Annotated in this window: 16 protein-coding genes; 11 read left to right on the forward strand and 5 right to left on the reverse strand. The window is 43.3% G+C overall.

The window, feature by feature from the left end; all coding sequences use genetic code 11:
• Positions 1–2 precede the first annotated feature (2 nt).
• Together hflX and hfq are read right to left on the reverse strand one after the other, a co-directional pair.
• Positions 3–1,160, reverse strand: coding sequence for a GTPase HflX (gene hflX, locus SFSGTM_RS04900; RefSeq protein WP_162084201.1), 1,158 nt, complete (start codon positions 1,158–1,160; stop codon positions 3–5).
• 12 nt (positions 1,161–1,172) lie between these two features.
• Positions 1,173–1,415: an RNA chaperone Hfq gene (gene hfq, locus SFSGTM_RS04905; RefSeq protein ID WP_162084202.1), complete on the reverse strand. Its 243-nt coding sequence runs from the start codon at positions 1,413–1,415 to the stop codon at positions 1,173–1,175.
• A 233-nt stretch (positions 1,416–1,648) separates the two neighbouring features.
• On the opposite strand from hfq, the gene pgi reads away from it, so the two are divergent.
• Entirely contained in the window at positions 1,649–3,298 is a 1,650-nt protein-coding gene (pgi, locus tag SFSGTM_RS04910) for a glucose-6-phosphate isomerase (protein ID WP_162084203.1), read from the forward strand.
• Positions 3,299–3,354: 56 nt separating this feature from the next.
• Here pgi and SFSGTM_RS04915 read toward each other — a convergent pair whose 3' ends face one another.
• The 3 genes from SFSGTM_RS04915 to SFSGTM_RS04925 all read right to left on the reverse strand — a co-directional run bounded on the left by SFSGTM_RS04915 (position 3,355) and on the right by SFSGTM_RS04925 (position 5,944).
• Complete coding sequence (locus tag SFSGTM_RS04915; protein ID WP_162084204.1) at positions 3,355–3,690, reverse strand: FKBP-type peptidyl-prolyl cis-trans isomerase; 336 nt, start codon at positions 3,688–3,690, stop codon at positions 3,355–3,357.
• Between the two features lie 119 nt (positions 3,691–3,809).
• Positions 3,810–4,484, reverse strand: coding sequence for a hypothetical protein (locus SFSGTM_RS04920; RefSeq protein WP_162084205.1), 675 nt, complete (start codon positions 4,482–4,484; stop codon positions 3,810–3,812).
• Positions 4,481–5,944 carry a protein adenylyltransferase SelO gene (locus tag SFSGTM_RS04925; RefSeq protein WP_162084206.1) on the reverse strand — a complete coding sequence of 488 codons (1,464 nt, stop codon included), beginning with the start codon at positions 5,942–5,944 and terminating at the stop codon, positions 4,481–4,483. The genes SFSGTM_RS04920 and SFSGTM_RS04925 overlap by 4 nt, the downstream gene beginning before the upstream one ends.
• A gap of 137 nt (positions 5,945–6,081) precedes the next feature.
• Between SFSGTM_RS04925 and SFSGTM_RS04930 the strand changes: the two genes are divergently transcribed.
• The 10 genes from SFSGTM_RS04930 to SFSGTM_RS04975 all read left to right on the forward strand — a co-directional run bounded on the left by SFSGTM_RS04930 (position 6,082) and on the right by SFSGTM_RS04975 (position 18,668).
• A protein-coding gene (locus SFSGTM_RS04930) for an IS3 family transposase (RefSeq protein ID WP_162083368.1) occupies positions 6,082–7,169 on the forward strand; the annotation gives its coding sequence in 2 pieces (ribosomal slippage) (positions 6,082–6,334 and positions 6,334–7,169; 1,089 coding nt in all).
• Between the two features lie 191 nt (positions 7,170–7,360).
• Positions 7,361–8,725 carry a hypothetical protein gene (locus tag SFSGTM_RS04935; protein WP_162084207.1) on the forward strand — a complete coding sequence of 455 codons (1,365 nt, stop codon included), beginning with the start codon at positions 7,361–7,363 and terminating at the stop codon, positions 8,723–8,725.
• Between the two features lie 78 nt (positions 8,726–8,803).
• Positions 8,804–11,110 carry an efflux RND transporter permease subunit gene (locus SFSGTM_RS04940; RefSeq protein WP_162084208.1) on the forward strand — a complete coding sequence of 769 codons (2,307 nt, stop codon included), beginning with the start codon at positions 8,804–8,806 and terminating at the stop codon, positions 11,108–11,110.
• A 16-nt stretch (positions 11,111–11,126) separates the two neighbouring features.
• Positions 11,127–11,909 (forward strand): outer membrane lipoprotein-sorting protein, encoded by a 783-nt coding sequence (locus SFSGTM_RS04945; RefSeq protein WP_162084209.1) that lies wholly within the window; start codon positions 11,127–11,129, stop codon positions 11,907–11,909.
• A gap of 21 nt (positions 11,910–11,930) precedes the next feature.
• On the forward strand, positions 11,931–13,745 hold the full coding sequence (locus SFSGTM_RS04950; RefSeq protein WP_162084210.1) for a bifunctional metallophosphatase/5'-nucleotidase: 1,815 nt from the start codon (positions 11,931–11,933) through the stop codon (positions 13,743–13,745).
• Positions 13,746–13,803: 58 nt separating this feature from the next.
• Positions 13,804–14,598, forward strand: a complete 795-nt coding sequence (locus SFSGTM_RS04955; protein WP_162084211.1) for a c-type cytochrome — start codon at positions 13,804–13,806, stop codon at positions 14,596–14,598.
• 4 nt (positions 14,599–14,602) lie between these two features.
• A complete protein-coding gene (locus SFSGTM_RS04960) occupies positions 14,603–15,517 on the forward strand; it encodes a c-type cytochrome (protein ID WP_162084212.1) in 915 nt (304 codons plus the stop codon).
• A gap of 6 nt (positions 15,518–15,523) precedes the next feature.
• The gene (locus SFSGTM_RS04965; protein WP_232526081.1) at positions 15,524–16,480 is read left to right on the forward strand and encodes a c-type cytochrome; all 957 of its coding nucleotides are present in this window, start codon (positions 15,524–15,526) and stop codon (positions 16,478–16,480) included.
• A 2-nt stretch (positions 16,481–16,482) separates the two neighbouring features.
• Positions 16,483–18,222: a SulP family inorganic anion transporter gene (locus tag SFSGTM_RS04970; protein ID WP_162084213.1), complete on the forward strand. Its 1,740-nt coding sequence runs from the start codon at positions 16,483–16,485 to the stop codon at positions 18,220–18,222.
• Between the two features lie 20 nt (positions 18,223–18,242).
• Positions 18,243–18,668, forward strand: coding sequence for a DsrE family protein (locus tag SFSGTM_RS04975; RefSeq protein WP_162084214.1), 426 nt, complete (start codon positions 18,243–18,245; stop codon positions 18,666–18,668).
• The last annotated feature ends 33 nt before the right edge of the window (positions 18,669–18,701 follow it).

Consider the following 18,701-nt stretch of genomic DNA (forward strand, 5'->3'; position numbering starts at 1 on the left):
GCTTAATCCAATTCTGGGTGATATTCGTTGTTTACAATGTTTGCTTGAGTGGTTCTTGCTGCAGGTAGCATAAAGTCTTGTTTGATTGCGGCTAAAGTTTCACGTAAGTATGCCACACCTAGTCCAGTTTTAGCACTGAGTCGAATTTCCTGAATTTTACCATATTCATCACGGGTCATGCCCGCTGTCGTGGCGCATAAGTCTATTTTGTTCATAATCAGAATCTGAGGTACGTTAGCCGCGCCGATTTCTGCCAGTACTTTATTGACTTCAATAATGTGTTTGTCGCGCATCGGGCTGGCTGCATCAACAACGTGTAATAGCAAATCTGCTTGTATTGTTTCTTCTAATGTTGCGCGGAAGCTTTCTACCAGTGTGTGAGGTAAGTGGGTGATAAATCCTACTGTGTCTGAAATGACTAGCTCACCAACGTCTGGCAGAAATAATTGACGTGTGGTGGTGTCCAACGTGGCAAATAACTGGTTGGCAGCATAGCTGTCGGCGTGAGTCAGTACGTTAAATAAACTTGATTTTCCTGCGTTGGTGTAACCTACCAATGATATCGACATCACACGGTTGCGACTTCGTGCACGACGTTGTATGGCTCGCTGCTGCTTGAGCTTAAATAATCTGTCTTTAAGTAGTTTAACGCGTTTGCCTATCAAACGTCGATCTGACTCTAGTTGAGTTTCGCCCGGTCCGCGTAATCCTATACCGCCCTTTTGTCTTTCCAGGTGTGTCCACCCTCGGATTAGACGAGTGGAAATGTGGGCAAGCTGGGCAAGTTCTACTTGTAATATGCCTTCTGAGCTTTTGGCGCGGCTGGCGAAGATGTCTAGTATGAGTGTGGTTCTATCTACTACGCGGCATTTTAACGCTGCTTCAAGATTGCGCTCTTGCGCTGGAGATAGGGCGTGATTGAATATCACCACGCCTGCTTCAGTTGCATTCACCATGCTTGCAATTTCTTCAACTTTGCCAGAGCCTGCAAATAAGGCAGGATCGGGGCGTGCGCGTTTGCCTTCGATTAAAGCTATGATGCTTAAGCCAGCACTTTCAGCGAGTCTGTGTAATTCCTCTACACTGTCTTGGTAATCGGCATCACCAAAATTTATGCTGACTAATAGTACGCGTTCGCTACCACTGTGTCGTTCAAACATCCGTTACCGAGCCTAAATTGTCGCTGCTTGCAATGGTACTGGGCGGGATGGCACGATGGTGGAGATAGCGTGTTTATATACCATTTGGGTGACCATGTTTTTGAGCAATATGATGTATTGATCATATGCTTCAATCTGGCCTTGTAACTTGATACCATTAACCAAATAAACTGACACAGGAACGTTATCAGTGCGTAAAGTTTCCAGAAAAGGGGTTTGTAATAGCAACCCTTTATTGTTTTTAACTGTGTTCATAAAATTTAGTTCTCCCTATACTTTTTGTAATGAATTAAGTGCTGTTACATATTAAAGACGTATTTTTAACTAACTGGTTCACTGTGAGAGTAATTAAATCTAATGTGCACGTGGATTTAAGGCATCCATATCCGAGTTTGTCTTTGCATTTTAATACCAATATCGTATGCTTGCATTGTAGCAGTTTGGTTGCATGGCTTAATTAAATTTAATAAATAATAGCGGAGATAATAATGAGTGATTGCACCCAGTTCCCAGCTTGGAAAGAATTGCGGGATCATAAAAGGGATATGGCTAAAATCCAGATGCGTTTTCTTTTTGCCGAGGATCCAAAGCGATTTAAGCGCTTTTCTATGGATGCTGTTGGCATACTGCTTGATTATTCAAAAAACAGAATTACCAATACAACGATGCGTTTGTTAACGCAGATTGCGTTGGATGCTGAATTGCCAAATGCAATTGAAGCCATGTTTGGTGGTGAAAAAATTAATCGAACTGAGGGTCGAGCGGTTTTGCACACGGCGTTACGTAATCAGTCAGGCAATCCGGTGCTGGTTGATGGTGAGGATGTGATGCCTTTGGTGCGAGGCGTATTGGCGCGTATGCGGGCTTTTACGGATGCGGTGCGAAGTGGTGAATGGCTGGGGCACACAGGTAAGCGAATTACTGATATTGTTAATATCGGTATTGGTGGTTCGGATTTGGGTCCAGTGATGGTAACTCAGGCGTTAACATACTATGCGCAAGCAGGTCTAAAAGCGCACTTTGTGTCTAATGTCGATCCTAGTCAGATGATGGAGACATTGGCAGTTGTTAATCCAGAAACGACTTTATTTATTGTTGCGTCCAAGACGTTCAGTACGCCTGAAACTTTGCTTAATGCTCAGGCTGCGCGGCGTTGGCTGGTAAAACAGCTTGGTACTGAAAAGGCTGTTGCCAAACATTTTGTGGCGGTTTCGACTAATACTAAAAAGGTTCAGGCATTCGGTATTGACACAGCTAATATGTTTGAGTTCTGGGATTGGGTGGGTGGACGTTATTCTATCTGGTCAGCAGTCGGTTTGCCTGTGGCGTTGATGATAGGCATGGATAATTTTGAGGAGCTGCAAGCCGGTGGTTATGCGATGGATGAGCATTTCCGTAGTGCGCCATTAGAGAAGAATATGCCTGTCATTATGGCATTGCTGGGAATTTGGCATAACGATTTCTGGAATGCGGATAGTCATGCAGTTTTTCCATATGATCAGTATTTAGGGCGTTTCCCTGCATATTTGCAGCAGCTTGATATGGAGAGTAATGGTAAAAGTGTTACGTTTGATGGCAAGCAGGTGCATTGCCAAACGGGACCGATTATTTGGGGTGAGCCGGGTTGTAATGGGCAGCATGCTTTCTTTCAATTGGTGCACCAAGGCACTCGTTTGGTGCCGGCAGATTTCTTGGTGGCGGTGGAGTCACACCATCCTGTGGAACATCAGCATGAAGTGTTGTTGTCCAACTGTTTCGCGCAGACTAAAGCGCTGATGCGGGGTAAAACGCGTGATGAGGCGCGTGTCGAATTGATTCGAGCGGGTATGACTGGTGATAGTCTCGAAGCGTTATTGCCGCATAAGGTTTTTCCAGGTAATCGGCCTTCGAGCACTTTGCTTTATCGTAAATTGACACCACGTACATTAGGTTCTTTGATCGCTTTGTATGAACATAAGGTGTTTGTGCAAGGGGTGATCTGGAATATAAACTCGTTTGATCAGTGGGGTGTGGAGTTGGGTAAACAGCTTGCGGGTGCTATCGAAAGTGGTCTGTTGTCAGATGAGCGTGTAACTGAACATGATAGCTCGACCAATGGCTTGATGAACGCGTGTAAGCGTATGCGTGCATCAAGCTAATCAAACGCAGGATTGAGGTAATTGCTACAATCCTGCAAACTTTGAAAATTTATTTCTTATTTTACGCCGAGCAATTCAACCTCAAATATTAAGGTGGCGTTAGGTGGTATTACGCCACCTGCACCGCGTGCACCGTAGCCTAATTGAGGTGGTATGGTTAACTTACGTACACCGCCGACTTGCATGCCTGCAACACCTTCATCCCATCCTCGTATTACCTGTCCTGCACCTAGATTGAAGTTGAACGGTTGGTTACGGTCTTTACTGGAATCAAATTTGGTGCCGTTGGTCAGCCAGCCAGTATAGTGTACGCTGACCATCTGACCTGCTTGCGCAGTTGCGCCAGTGCCCGTGGTGATGTCTTCATAGATGAGTCCTGATTCTGTAGTCATGGTTTTGTGTGCCTTAAGTGGTGTGGTTGCTGCTGTGGAAAATTGAGATGTGCTAGCTAGAATGATGGCCAAAGTAACGGCGTGTAAATACGATTTGTACAAAATGTCTCCTTAATAAATTAAAACGGCAAAAATACCATTCTACCGGCTGTTTGTGCAAGCCAGTTTATACTCCGATTGGTACGATCTGCAACGATGAACGCTAGCGTGTCTTGATCAGCGATAAGTTTACCTAGCTCTCGTTCAAAGCTTAAATTGTCAGGGGTGTTAGCAATTAAGTACGGCATGCCATTAGCGTCTTTGCTGGAATTTAATTTCCAAGCGGCTACTTCAATGTTTCTGGCGCTATTGTAAATTTTTTGTGCATCTAATTGATCAAAAGCATAAAACTCAGTCTGGTAGTTGTAGCTTGACATCACTATGCCTATCAGACCCTGCATGTAGGCATACACTCTATCGTCTGCATAATCTGTTTGAAAAGCCTTCATTAATATATCAATCGTTTGGCTGGATTGTTGCGTGGTTGCTTGTGCGAATAATTGATTTAAGCGAGTTGTTAAATCTAGTCCGGATTTTCTTAATTCGCGTGGATTGCGTTTGTAAAGTTTTTCGGCTAAATCATGTAAGTGTTTGATAGCGGCCTGTTGATGAAATTCAGCCACTGTGTCAAGGCTGGATTTGGCTATATTGCTAAGTTGATAATCCTTCTGTGGTATGACGTTACCATTTTTTTGAATAATAGGTGTGTTGCTGCAGGCGCAAAGTAACAGGCTGGCAACAACTGCTGATTTCATGATGAGCAGCTCACGCTAATATGTTTTGCCCAGTCTGGTGGGGCGGCAGCATAAGTTTCATGTTCCGGATGTTCATCGTAGGGGCTTTGTAATAAATGCATAAGTGTGTTTATTTCACTTATGTCATTGTGTTCGCGTGCGGCGACGATGGCATTCTCAGCTAGATAATTACGCAAAATGTATTTGGGGTTGACTTGGTTCATTTGTGCGGCGCGTACATCATCAACGCTGTGTTGTTCATTGAGTGTGACTTTATAGCGTTCGGCCCAGTTGTCAAATGCATTGCGGTCTATAAAAAGGTCGCGTAGCGTTTCATTGGTGGCATTTGGTGAGCTACTGAAATGAGCAAGTTGACGCATGAAAATAGTGTAGTCCACATGATTGGTTTTGAGGAGATCAAGCAATTGCATAATAAGCGGCACTGCGAGTTTATCCGCGTTAATACCTAACTTGGCGCACATCAGATTGATATAGGTGCTGGCAAATTGTGCAGGGTAAGTGCTCAATGCGGATTTTGCATCCTCTACACTGATGATGGGTGTGAGTGCCTGCGCCAGTCGAGTGAGATTCCAAGCTGCTACATCGGGCTGCTGGTCAAAAGCATATCTTCCGGCATGATCAGTATGGTTACAAATAAATTCAGGGTCGTAATTGTCTAAAAATCCAAATGGGCTGTAGTCCAGTGTGAGTCCAAGTATGGACATGTTGTCAGTGTTCATGACGCCATGTGCAAAGCCTATTGCTTGCCAGTGAGCCATTAATTTAGCTGTACTGGTTATGACTTGCTGTAAAAATAATGGGTATTTATTGGTCTCCTCAACAAGTTCTGGAAAATGGTGCGTAATAACATAGTCTGCAAGCGTGCGGACTTCATTTGCTTGTCCACGGTAAAAAAAGTATTCAAAAGAACCAAAGCGAATAAAGCTGGGTGAGATGCGCATCACTACCGCAGCGGTTTCAATCGTTTCGCGATAAACCGTTTGGCTGCTGCCAACCAAAGAGAGTGCGCGGGTGGTTGGAATGCCTAATCCATGCATTGCTTCCGAGCATAAATATTCACGGATGCTAGAGCGCAAAACTGCGCGCCCATCACTGTTACGTGAGTATGGTGTGGGTCCCGCTCCTTTTAGTTGTAATTCCCAGTGTTGCTGATTGTGTGTGATACCGCCTATGGAAATTGCGCGACCATCACCCAATTGTGCAACGTAGTGACCAAATTGATGCCCTGCATATACTGCGGCAATCGGTTTGGATTGGGAAGGTAATATATTTCCACATAAATATTCAGCGATGGTGTTATTTTCGAAATGGTCAGGTTCGATATCGATTAAGTTGGCGGCCGCAGAATTAAAATGTAACAGTTGAGCGTTTTCTAAAGGTGTTGGATTAATTTGGCTGTAAAAATGTTCAGGTAGGGTGGCGTAATTGGAAGTGAAGGTGCGGGTCTCGAAATTAGGCATGAGCAGTGGTGAAAATGTCCGTGAAATTCTGTTATGTAAGATTGATTCCGCTATGGTTTGATGCGATGGTAATCCCCCCAGCAAATAAGTGCATTTAAAAGTAGAATTTTCTTAATTAGGATTTGAGGATTTTTTACATGAAGACTACCCGATTTAGTGACAACCAGATTATGCAGATATTGAAGCTGGCGGAGGCAGGCACGCCAGTGCCTACACTATGCCGAGAGCACGGCATGAGTTCAGCGACATTTTACAAATGGCGCGCCAAATTTGGCGGCATGGATGCCTCCATGATGGCCAGGCTCAAAGAGCTGGAAGACGAGAACCGTCGGCTTAAAAAGATGTATGCTGAAGAACGCCTCAAAGCCGAAATCGTTTCAGAGGCGCTTGCAAAAAAGTGGTGAAGCCATCTCTGCGCCGCGAGATGGCTGTGTTGGTAGTGCAAACTAGGCAAATCAGCATCAGTACTGCCTGCGCTGCCTTTAATATCAGCGAAACCTGCTATCGCTATCAGGCTAAGCTGTCGTCAGAGAATGCCCTCATCGCCGACTGGCTGATACGTTTGACCACCAACCAACGCAACTGGGGGTTTGGCTTGTGTTATTTTTACCTGCGTAATACCAAACAGTTTCGTTGGAACCACAAGCGGGTTTACAGAATATATCGCGAGCTGGAATTGAACCTACGCATCAAACCCAGACGTCGTCTGGTACGGGAGAAACCAGAGGCGCTTGCCGTACCAACACAAATCAACGAAGTCTGGTCAATGGACTTCATGCACGACCAGTTAGCGGATGGCCGCTGTATCAGGCTATTCAACGTCATTGATGACTTTAATCGTGAAGGTTTGTGTATTGATGTGGATTTCTCGCTGCCGTCAGAACGTGTGATTCGGTCACTGGAACAAATCATCGAATGGCGTGGCGTACCCAAGGTGATTCGATGTGACAACGGCCCTGAGTACATCAGCAATATGACTAAGGAATGGGCTGAACAGCGGGGTATCAAACTTGACTTCATTCAGCCAGGCAACCCCCAGCAGAATGCTTATATCGAGCGCTATAACCGCACAGTGCGCTATGACTGGTTGGCGCATTACTTGTTCGATACCGTCGAGGAAGTGCAAAACTTTGCGACAGCTTGGTTATGGACTTACAATAACGAACGACCAAACACGGCGATTGGCGGTATCCCGCCTAAACACAAACTCGCTATGGCCGCTTAACCTCTACTTTTAACTGCGGTTATTAATGGGGGGATTACCCGATAATCCAAAAGTGTAACAATTTGTAACACTACTTACAATCCGCTTAAAGTGTAACGTATTTATTAAGTGGTGACTTTAATATTGGGTGGCGTGAATATTGCTTAACTTTAGCGCGTAATAATTCACAGCATGATTTGATTGGGATGGTAATGAACTATAAGTTGACTAAGGTTGCAGCGCTAGTTGTGTTGTCTGTTGAAATGATGGGTGTGGGTATTGCTTGCGCAGGCGAGTGGACAACTGAAGTGGATCTGGATTATCGGTATTTCCGTAAACCCGCTGCTGAAGCACCGACTGCGTCGAATGGTCAGTTGAATTTGGCAACTAGTTTCTATCTGTTTTTGTTGAATGCGGGGTTTACTCCAGCTCAGATCGCCAATATACCGCAAGCTGTTGCTGCCAATGCAACCTTAGCTGCTACATCTGCCGGTATGCAGGGTAATAACGAGCCATCTGTCGTGATACAGCCTAGCTATTATAATGATTGGGATAATAAGACTAATTCATTTTCTTTTAAACCTTTTTTCCGCTGGGACAACATGGATGATGTTCGTACCCATGCGGATATTCGTGAAATGGTATGGAAATCTAAGAGAGGTACTGAAAATAATCCTTGGGAATTGCGTGTCGGTATTGATAAGGTTTTCTGGGGAGCGGCTGAGTCACAGCATCTGGTTGATGTAATTAATCAGACTGACTCAGTGGAGAATATTAACAACGAAAGTAAGCTGGGTCAGCCTATGGTGCGGGCTACGATAGAGCGTAGCTGGGGCGTGCTGGATGCGTTTGTTTTGCCCTATTTCCGTGAGCGGACTTTCTCAGGTGTTGATGGTCGTTTACGCCCTTTGGTTTCTCTTGATACATTGCCAGTTGCTTACCAATCAAGTGATAAACAAAACCATGTTGATTTTGCATTACGCTGGTCCAAATCATTTGGTAGTACAGACGTTGGTATTTCTCAGTTTGTTGGAACCAATCGGGATCCAAGGGTTGCTCAGGCTACTCAATATGCAACTGCTGCAAACCCTGCGGGTTTGTATATTAGTTATGATCAGATGGAGCAGACCAGTATTGATGTTACGACATTGGTGGGTAACTGGATAGGTAAGCTGGAAGCGCTGCATAAGACGACTGATTTTGCGCATTATTATGCCTATGTTACTGGGGTGGAGTACACCTTTAATGGGGTGTTCAATACGGATTATGATGTTAATACTTTCCTTGAATATAACTATGATAGCCGTGGGCAAGGACAAGCGATTTATCAAAGTGACGTGTTTACAGGTTTGCGCTTGAATTTGAATGATGAGAAATCAACTCAAATTAAACTGGGTGTATTGACTGATACTAACGACAGTACTCGCAGTACTCGACTGCAAATGAGTCGTCGTTTGAACGATCATTGGACTGCGATGTTTGAAGGGCAGTGGTTCAACTCGGTAGATTCAGGTAACCCGTTGAATGCGTATCGTGAAGATAGCTATTTGCAAGCTACATTAGCACGGTATTTTTAAATAAAGAATGTTGGTGGGGTGGATGCTTCCTGTATTCATCCTTGCATAATTACAATACCGAACTGTTAGGGGATTTAAGTGAATTGGTTTGCTAGACGTTTTGCTGATTGGGTTGTTGCACACCGTTGGTTGATTATAGTTGGGACGTTGTTGCTCATAGTTGCTGCGGCAATGGGTATGAAACGACTGACTATGAGTGGTGATTATCGTATTTTCTTCAAACCCGATAATCCACAATTGCAATCATTTGACGCTATGCAGAAAATTTACACTAAAAGTGATAATGTGCTTTTGGTGCTTGCACCTAAAGATGAAAATGTTTTTACGCGTAAAAACTTATCAGCACTGATTGAATTAACTGACGCGGCATGGAAAACTCCTTATTCCAGTCGTGTTGACTCTGTTAGTAACTACCAAAATTCGGTTGCGGATGGTGACAATCTGAACGTTGCCGATTTGGTATCAAATCCAAATTCTCTTACTGATGAAGATTTGGCGCGAATACGTAATATTGCAGTTCATGATCCTTTGCTCGCGAAACGCTTAGTAGCAGAAGATGGTCGTGTAACGGGTATTAACATCACTTTGCAATTGCCAGGTAAAAATAAAGTTCAAGAAATTGAAAAAGTTGTGAAATTTGTTAACTCCTTACATGACCAGTTTGAACTTAAACATCCAGATGTCAAGCTGTACCTCAATGGTGCAGTGATGATGAATAATGCGTTCTTGGAAGCCACCCGCAATGACATGCGTCACTTAGTGCCATACATGATGGGGATCTTGGCGTTGGTGTTGATGTTGACTCTACGTAGTGCACCAGCTGTGGGTCTGATATTTTTTAATATTATGCTCTCCATTGCAGCTGCAATGGGAATAGCAGGTTGGTACGATGTGGTGTTGTCAGCACCTGTGGCAACTGCGCCACTGACTATATTGATTATGGCTATTGCCGATGGTGTCCACTTGCTGTCGCATTATGGTCATGGTTTGCGGCATGGGGAGTCCCGTGTTGAAGCAATGAAAGAAAGTATACGTTCAAGTTTTGCTCCGATGCTGTTTACTAACGTGACTTCGGCTTTGGGGTATCTGACTATGAATATGTCGGATGTGCCGCCATTCAATACATTAGGTAATGTGGTCGCAGTCGGTATTATGATTGCATTTGTCATAACTATGACTTTAATACCTGTTCTGATGTTGATTTTGCCTGCAGGTAAAATCAATTCGCAAGAGGATAGTAAAGTCAAATGGATGGAAATATATCAGGAGTTCTTTTTACGTAACCGCTACAAAATGCTTTTTGGCAGCGTGCTATTTACTATCATTGTTGGTTCGTTTGTAATGAACAACAAGTTTGACGATTCGTTTCATGAGTATTTCGATGAGTCGACGCAATTTCGCCAATCTACAGACTTTACTTTGAAAAATCTGACCGGTGTGTATTTAATGGATTTCTCCATTGAGGCAAATGAACCGGGTGGTATTAATGAACCAAAATTCCTTCAAAAGACAGATGAGTTTGCAGTCTGGTTACGTCAACAACCAGAAGTGTTGCATGTAAATACGTTCACGGACATCATGAAACGTTTGAATAAAAACATGCATGCGGATAATCCTGCAGAATACAAATTACCTGAATCTCGTGAATTGGCAGCGCAATATTTATTAACTTATGAATTGTCATTACCTTACGGATTGGATCTGACCAATCAGATTAATCTGGATAATTCAGCCACTAAGTTGACCGCGACTTTGCATGCAGTTCATTCAACTGAAATGATTGCTCTGGAAGAGCGTGCAAATAAATGGTTAAAAGATCATGGCGATGGCATCATTAAATCTACTGGTGGTACGGGTGCGGGTTTGATGTTCGCCCACGTGGGTCAGGAAAATGGCAAGAGCATGTTGCAGGGTGAAGTCATACAGATAATGCAAATTTCTGTATTGATTATGCTGGCAATACGTTCATTCAAATTGGGTATAGTCAGTATGGTACCTAATATTACGCCCGCATTGATAGCCTATGGTATTTGGGGTATGACCGTAGGACAAATCAATATGGGTGTGGCGATGGTGGGTATTATTTCACTGGGTATCGTCGTCGACGATACGATGCATTTCTTGAGTAAATATTTGAGTGCAAGGCGAGAAATGAAGAGGACACCAGAGGATGCATTGCGCTATGCATTTGATATGGCCGGAATTCCAATGTGGATATCAACTTTAACCTTGGTTTGTGGCTTCCTAGTACTGGCATCATCCCATTTCGCAATGAATTCAGATATGGGACTGGTGACGGCAATTACGATTACAGTGGCTGCACTGACGGAAGCATTTATGTTGCCAGGGCTAATACTGTTGGTTGATCGTGGTGAAAAAATCTAATATTTAAGGATGAAAAATGTATAAATTACTCGCAATATTGGCTTTGGTGATTCCTTTTAGTGTTCATGCTCAGACTACTCAAGAAAAAGGGTTGGCGATAGCTAAAGAGCAAGATGCAAAGAATAGTGGATTCAAAGACTATTCAAACGATATCGTCATGACTTTAAAAAATGCACAGGGTCAAGAAACGGTGAATTATTTGCATTCTTTGACTTTAGAAGTGCCTGTCACTGGTGAGGGTGATAAAAGTAAGTTGGTATTCGATAAGCCTATTGATGTAAAAGGCACGGCAATGTTGACTTTTAGTCATGGTCTGAAGCCTGATGATCAATGGCTGTTTTTGCCAGCTGTGAAACGGGTGAAACGACTTAACTCGAACAATAAATCTGGTCCATTTATGGGTAGTGAATTTTCTTATGAGGACTTAAGTGCGCCAGTTGTTGAAAAGTTTACTTACAACTGGTTGCGTGATGAGTCGTGTGGGGATTGGCAGTGCCACGTGGTAGAACGGGTTCCAGCATATGAATACTCTGGCTATACACGACAAGTTACATGGATAGATACTAAAGAGTTGCGTACAGTGAAAATTGATTACTATGAGCGTAAAGGTGAGCTGTTGAAAACTTTAACGCAGTCAGGATTTAAACTTTATAAGGGAAAATTCTGGCGTGCTGAGATCGGCAAAATGGTGAATCACATTAATGGTAAGAGTACTGTGATGGCATCAAGTAACTTCCAGTTTGGAACGGGTATTCCAGCTTCCGAATTTGAGGCTAATTCGCTTCAAGATTCACATTAATTATATTCAAGGCAAGTGAGCATGTTGGGTCGTTTTAAATTGAGATTGCTTACTTTAGTAACTGTCGTGTTGCTTGCTCAGCCAGCAATTGCTGTAGAAGCAGGGCAGGATGCCTCGACAAAAACGATCACATTTATACATTTAAATGACTTGCATGCTCATCTGACTACGCATCCTGAACTAGTTAGGTATGGCGAGAAATCCCAGCTTGAACAGCGGGGTGGTATGGCGAGGTTAGCGACATTAATCAAACAGTTACGGCAACAATATCCAAACAGTGTATTGATGAATATTGGAGATGCATTTCATGGGGGCGTAGAGGCGTTATTTACTAATGGCAACGCAATTATTGATCCAGTTAATGCATTAGGTGTCGATGTGGGTGTCGTTGGTAATTGGGATTACGCTTATGGTCCTATCGTTACCCGTAGTAGATTTGGAGCGTTGAAATCACAAGGTTTATTTACTGACGGTACGATACAGCGAGTCAACTATCCAACATTGGCAGCTAATCTCAAAATCACTTTGCCATTTTTTCGACGTGGTGATTATTTAATGCCGCCTACGATGCTAAAAGAGATTAATGGGGTGAAAATTGGATTTGTAGGAATCACCTCTGACATAGTCCCGCGTATGCATCCCATGCTGGCGTTTGGTTTGAAATTTCTTGATTTTGATACTAAAACATATGCTGAGTTGATTACTAAACATGCTTCAGATTTGCGTGCACAAGGCGCGCAGATCGTAGTGGTGATGAGTGAACTGGGTATACAAAAAGATTATTCGCTGGCAAATATCATATCCCCGAATTTAGTGGATGTGTTTTTTTCTGCGCATACACATGAAGTAGTACGTAAACCACTTACTACAAAAAGTGGTGCGTTAGTCGTTGAGGCTGGAGGAGATGGTGCGTACTTGGGGCGCATGAATATTGTTGTTAAGAATAATAAAGTTGTGAGTCGAGATTGGCATCTGTTTGATGTGACTACCAAGATACCTGAAGATGCTCATATGAAGGAATTAGTCACTGCAGCGCGTGCGCCATTCTTAGGTGACCATGTAAATATCAAACTACCGAGCATGGCAGCCAGCATTAAATTAACCCAATCAATCGACACTGTGGTTGGTTATACGTCAGTGCCATTGGATCGGCATAATGCTCTGGAAAGCACATTTAATGATGCAATGGCAGATGTGATGCGTAGAGTTGGCAAGACTCAAGTGGGAATAACGCCTGGATTTCGGTTCGATAGTCCTGTTTATGTTGCAGGCGCCGCGCTTGAAGATAATACCATCGCTGATGGTGCGATTACGCTTGAGGATGTTTACCGGTATTTTCCTGTGCCTTATATGGTGGCAACCGGAATGATTACTGGTGAGAAATTACGACAAGTGATTGAATACAATTTGACTAGTGTTTTTTCTCCAGATATGTCTTTGCAGTCTGGCGGTTGGGCAGATGGATGGTCGGGTTTGAAAATAAAACTGGATTTGGCGCGCCCAAATGGTAGTCGTGTTTTGGATATGCAATTAAAGGATGAGTCGCATGCATTGTTGCCAGATCAGATAGTGACAGTAACGGGATGTGCACGACCATTTGATACTAAGGCTGATACTACGTTATGTAGTTATGATGGGTTTGAATCGGTGGAGTCGCTTATAAATCCAGAAACATCTAAACCATGGACAGCAGCAGACTTATTTGTCTATGGGTTAAAAAATGGATTGATTGGCAAACAGAATCGACATGATGTCGAAGATGTTCATCAAACAAAAATGTGGCCAGCTGATCCCTTTGTACAACCCTTAAAAGGTGTAAGTGCCGGTGTTGAATGATACTTGTATAGGTTTCGGGTATAGGTTTTAAGATTATTTAATTTATTAAGTGATAGATATGAAAATTCAAACAGTAAATAAATATAGCTCCCTGTATAAACAGTTAGGTTGGTTGGTAATGGGTGTTGCAATGGTTACTTTGACTGGTTGTGGGAAAGCTAAGTCAATGGATCAAGGTGCAATAACGTCAGGACAGACTTTGGCTGAAAAGGGGCGTGGCAGTATACCAGGTTGTGTGGCTTGCCATGGTGCAAATGGTGAAGGTATAGAAGCAGCGGGTTATCCGCGCTTAGCCGGTTTAAATGTGGGTTATATTGAGAAGCAGTTGAAAGATCTGGCAAGAGAACTGCCACCCGCTGGCGTGGTGATTGAGTCAGTTTCCAAGGATTACAGTAAGACGCCACGGCTCTATTCTGATTTGACCGTATTTAGTCCAGGTCTCAGACATGACGCAATTATGAGTCCAATTGCTAAACAGCTAAGTAACACAGATATACATAATCTGGCGCTTTATTTTGCGAGTTTGCCATATACAGCCAAACCTGTTGCTGCAGATTATGAAGTGTTGGAACGTGGTCAAGATTTGGCATTAAGGGGTAAGGCGGAATATGGTTTGCCAGCATGTGTTTCATGTCATGCTCCAGATGGTGAAGGTTTTGGTGCCGATTTTCCACCGCTTGCCGGTCAGCCAGCTATCTATATCGTTAATCAAATCAATAAATGGCAGCAGGGTCTGCGCGACAATGATAATTTAGGGTTGATGAAAGCGGTTGCTGATCAATTAACTGATGCAGATAAAATCAATGCTGCAGCGTATTATGCAAATCGTTCATTGATTGTAAAAGGTCAATAAGCAGATGAAAAGATTAGTGATCTTGTTATTGCTCGGGTTGAGTAATATTGGTTTTGCGGCGGATACGCCACTGTCTCAGACAGAGGTGTATTCAACTAATTATGATGCACGTGCAAATATTCCTACGAGTTTAACGCGTGAAAAAGCGATACGCCAAATACCTGCAATCAGTCCTGGTGAGTACTTTGTGCCACCTGACGTTGGAGATATCCCAACTAGCAAATTTGGAGATATGGTCAAGTTAGGCCGTAATATTTTTATAGATACTCAGCATTATGCTAAACGATACGTGGGTAATGGTTTGAATTGTAGCAATTGCCATTTACAAGAGGGGCGTAAAGCCTATGCTGCACCGCTTTGGGCCGCTTATCCTATGTATCCAGCATTCCGTAACAAAACACGTGATGTGGTGACTTTTGAAGCGCGAGTTCAGGATTGTTTTCGCTATAGCATGAATGGTATAGCGCCGACATTGGATTCACCAGAAATTAAGGCAATTACGTCTTACGCGCAATGGTTATCAACTGGTGCACCTTTTAACAAGGAATTGCCTGGTCGAGGTTTTGCACGATTGGGTAAGCCGCGAGATCCTACCCCTGTGAATGGTGAAAAACTATACAAAGAAAATTGTGCAAGTTGCCATGGTTGGGATGGTAAGGGTCAGAAATTTAGCCATCGTGATGGTTATATGTTCCCGCCGTTGTGGGGAAGTGATTCTTTTAATCATGGTGCAGGTATGAGTACGGTTAAAAGTTGTGCACAGTTTTCTAAAGCAAATATGCCGCTAGGTAAAGGGTGGACTTTGACTGATATGGAAGCGTGGGATATTTGTACTTATATCTGGTTGCAAGACAGGCCATGGGATCCTCGTTTTGGTTGGTTCTTTAATATCTTCGCTCCGCCTACAGGTGGTAATTAAGTGAGCATGCAGATGAAATTGACACGATTACATAAATTTTTATTGGTATTGGGCGGTGCTGCTGGTTTGGCATATGGTACTTGGGTCGCGGCTGATACACATAGTGCAGATGATATTGGTGATGACTTACCCACGTTAGATAGTATCGAAGTTCGGGCAAGTATGCAGCGCCCGAAAATGACATTGCCAAGTGAACTTACTGTTGTGCCTGTAGTGAAATCAGGTGAGTATTTCGTACCACCTAAAATTGAAGATCTGGACGATAGTAAGTATGCTGATGAGGTACGTCTTGGTCGGAATATTTTCATCGACACACAACATTATGCGAAACGCTTTGTCGGAAATGGCATGAATTGTAGTAACTGCCATTTACAAGAGGGGCGTAAACCGAATGCTGCACCTTTGTGGGCTGCCTATCCGCTATATCCTATGTACAGAGATAAAAGCAGACAAGTCATCAGTTTTCAAGAGCGCTTGCAGAGCTGTTTTCGTTTTAGTATGAATGGCATGGCGCCTACTCTTGATTCTCGCGAAATTGAAGCATTAACAACCTACGCACAGTGGCTTTCGACAGGAATTCCAGTCGGAACAATAATGGCGGGTCGAGGATTCGCTCGAATCGACAAGACTGATGATCCTTCACCTTTCAATGGAGCGATACACTACAAGCAGTATTGCGCTAGCTGCCATGGCGAACATCTGGAGGGTAAGAAATTTACTAATCGCCCAGGTTATATGTTCCCACCATTAGCAGGACCAGATAGTTATAACAAGGGTGCTGGCATGCATAAAGTCAAAACATGTGCAGGTTTTGTGAAGGCTAATATGCCATTAGGTAGACCTTACACATTGACCGATGATCAAGCTTTAGATGTTTGTGTGCATATTTTTATGCAAGATCGTCCTTGGGATCCTCGTAAGGGGATTTTTATGAGTATCTTTATGCCTGTAACTGAGGGTTGAGTATGGTAAACCGTTTTTTCAAATCAACGCGTGTGCGTAATGCTGTATTCCCATTTATGGCATGGTGGTCGTTGTTAGATCGTGCTACGGTCAAGAATGATACGATTGCAGGTATTACAGCTGGTGTTTTAATTCTGCCACAAGCGATCGCTTTGGCAACGCTGGCAGGGTTGCCTCCTGAGTATGGTTTATATACTGCGATTTTCCCAGTTATTATTACTGCATTATATGGATCATCTTGGCATTCTTTGTCAGGACCTAATACAGCTTTGGCAGTATTAACTGCCATGACTATCGCGCCATTTGCAAATATAGGCTCTCCAGACTACATACAATATGCAATTACCTTGACCTTTATGGCGGGTGTGTTGCAGTTGGCATTTGGTGTTTTGAGACTAGGGGTGGTATTCAATTATTTCTCACATTCAGTGATGGTGGCCTTGGTAACAGGGGTTGGCATCATCATTGTGATCCAGCAGGTAGGTAACTTCCTAGGCGTGGTCATGAATTTGAATGAGACGTTAGATCAGGTTGTATATCAAATTTTCTTGGCAATACCACGCGCTAATCATTATGCCGTTATGGTCGGAGCCACTACAGTCATTTCTGGACTGTTAATTAAACGATTCCGTCCAAAATGGCCACATTACATTATGGCCGTTGCTATTGGCATGATTGCAGCATGGGTAATTGGTATGTTGGTTGGTAGTGGTACGGCACGTATTGATATGCTTGGTTTCATGAAATTTTCCGCTGTGCCATTCTCATCACCGGATTTTTCACCTGAAGATTTCGGGCCTTTTGCTAATTTCGCCTATCCAGCCGCAATCGGTATGGCTGTGCTGGGTTTGATGCAGTCTTCTGTGATTGCTCGATCTATGGCGGCTAAATCTGGTCAGCAAGGGCTGGATATGAATCAGGAAGTTATCGGTCAAGGTCTTTCTAATATACTGGGAAGCTTTTTGTCTTGTTTTACAAGTTGTGCATCATTTAACCGTAGTGCTGCAAATATCGAAGCTGGTGCTAAAACGCCATTGGCAGGATTGATCTCGGCATTCGCCCTAGCTTTGTTGGTGTTTGTTGCAGCCCCCGTGATTGCTTACTTGCCTGTATCAGTAATGGCTGGTGTGTTATTTCTGGTCGGGTCTGCCTTGGTAAAAGTCAAGGATATACGTCATTTACTCGCTATTAAGGATGGTGGCCGAGTTGTATTCTTGTTGGTGTTATTTACTACGTTGGGTAGTGGTGTAGACGATGGTGTTTATCTGGGGATATTTTTGTCTATTGTTGGTTATTTACGAAACGTATCCAAACCATCATTAGAACTCGTATTTGAACGAGAAAAGGCGTATTACTTATCAGCTGGCATGGAGTTAGATGACACGACCGCAATTGCGATTTCAGGCAGTTTATTCTTTGGCTCCAGTCATAATATAGAGCGTGCACTCATAAATGTGGCAAAAGACGATCATCGTCAAGCTAACTTAATTGTTATGGCTGAACATGCAACCAGTATTGATATATCGTCTGCAGAAGTCTTGGTGCAGGAAGCTCGTCGTCGTCAGGCTAATAAATATCGTATGTCATTGTGGGTAAGACCTGGTGCATTGGAAGATCCACAAGTAGTTAAAGTGTTGGAAGCTGCTTTGGGCGCAGAAAACATTTTCTGTAGTGGACGTGCGAAGAAGAGTATTGCTGAAACGGGTTTGATTAAGCCTGCTACGCGTGAAAAGTTAATTTAATTATTGATGGGGATGTTGTCATGTTGAAAATAAAATCTTGGGTATTAGCGTTATGTTTGACAGGTGCAAGTTTAGGTGTTCATGCCGCAGAAGAGGTTAAAGAGCATTTAATTATTCAGGTGAGTGAAGATAGTGTTGAACGTTTAAATGCCGCTTTGAATGCAGCAAAGTTTGTACAGGCGCAATATGGTGCTCCAAATGTGGAGATTGAAATTGTGGTGTTTGGACCGGGTGTACAAACTGTTAAATATTATGCACCTAAGCCATTACCTGAGCGTGTGAAACAGGAAAAATACAATGGAATACGCATCGTAGTCTGTGATTACTCCATGCGTGCTGCCAAGCTTCGCCCATCTGATATGTTACGTGATGTGAGTTACGTACCTTCAGGTGTGGTGGAAATTATGGAGAAGGAAAAGTTGGGCTGGTCTTACGTTCGTCCTTAATGGTGCATTGACTGCTAAGTAGGCTTGGGTATA

The organism is Sulfuriferula nivalis, assembly GCF_009937995.1.
Taxonomy (GTDB): Bacteria; Pseudomonadota; Gammaproteobacteria; order Burkholderiales; family Sulfuriferulaceae; genus Sulfuriferula; species Sulfuriferula nivalis.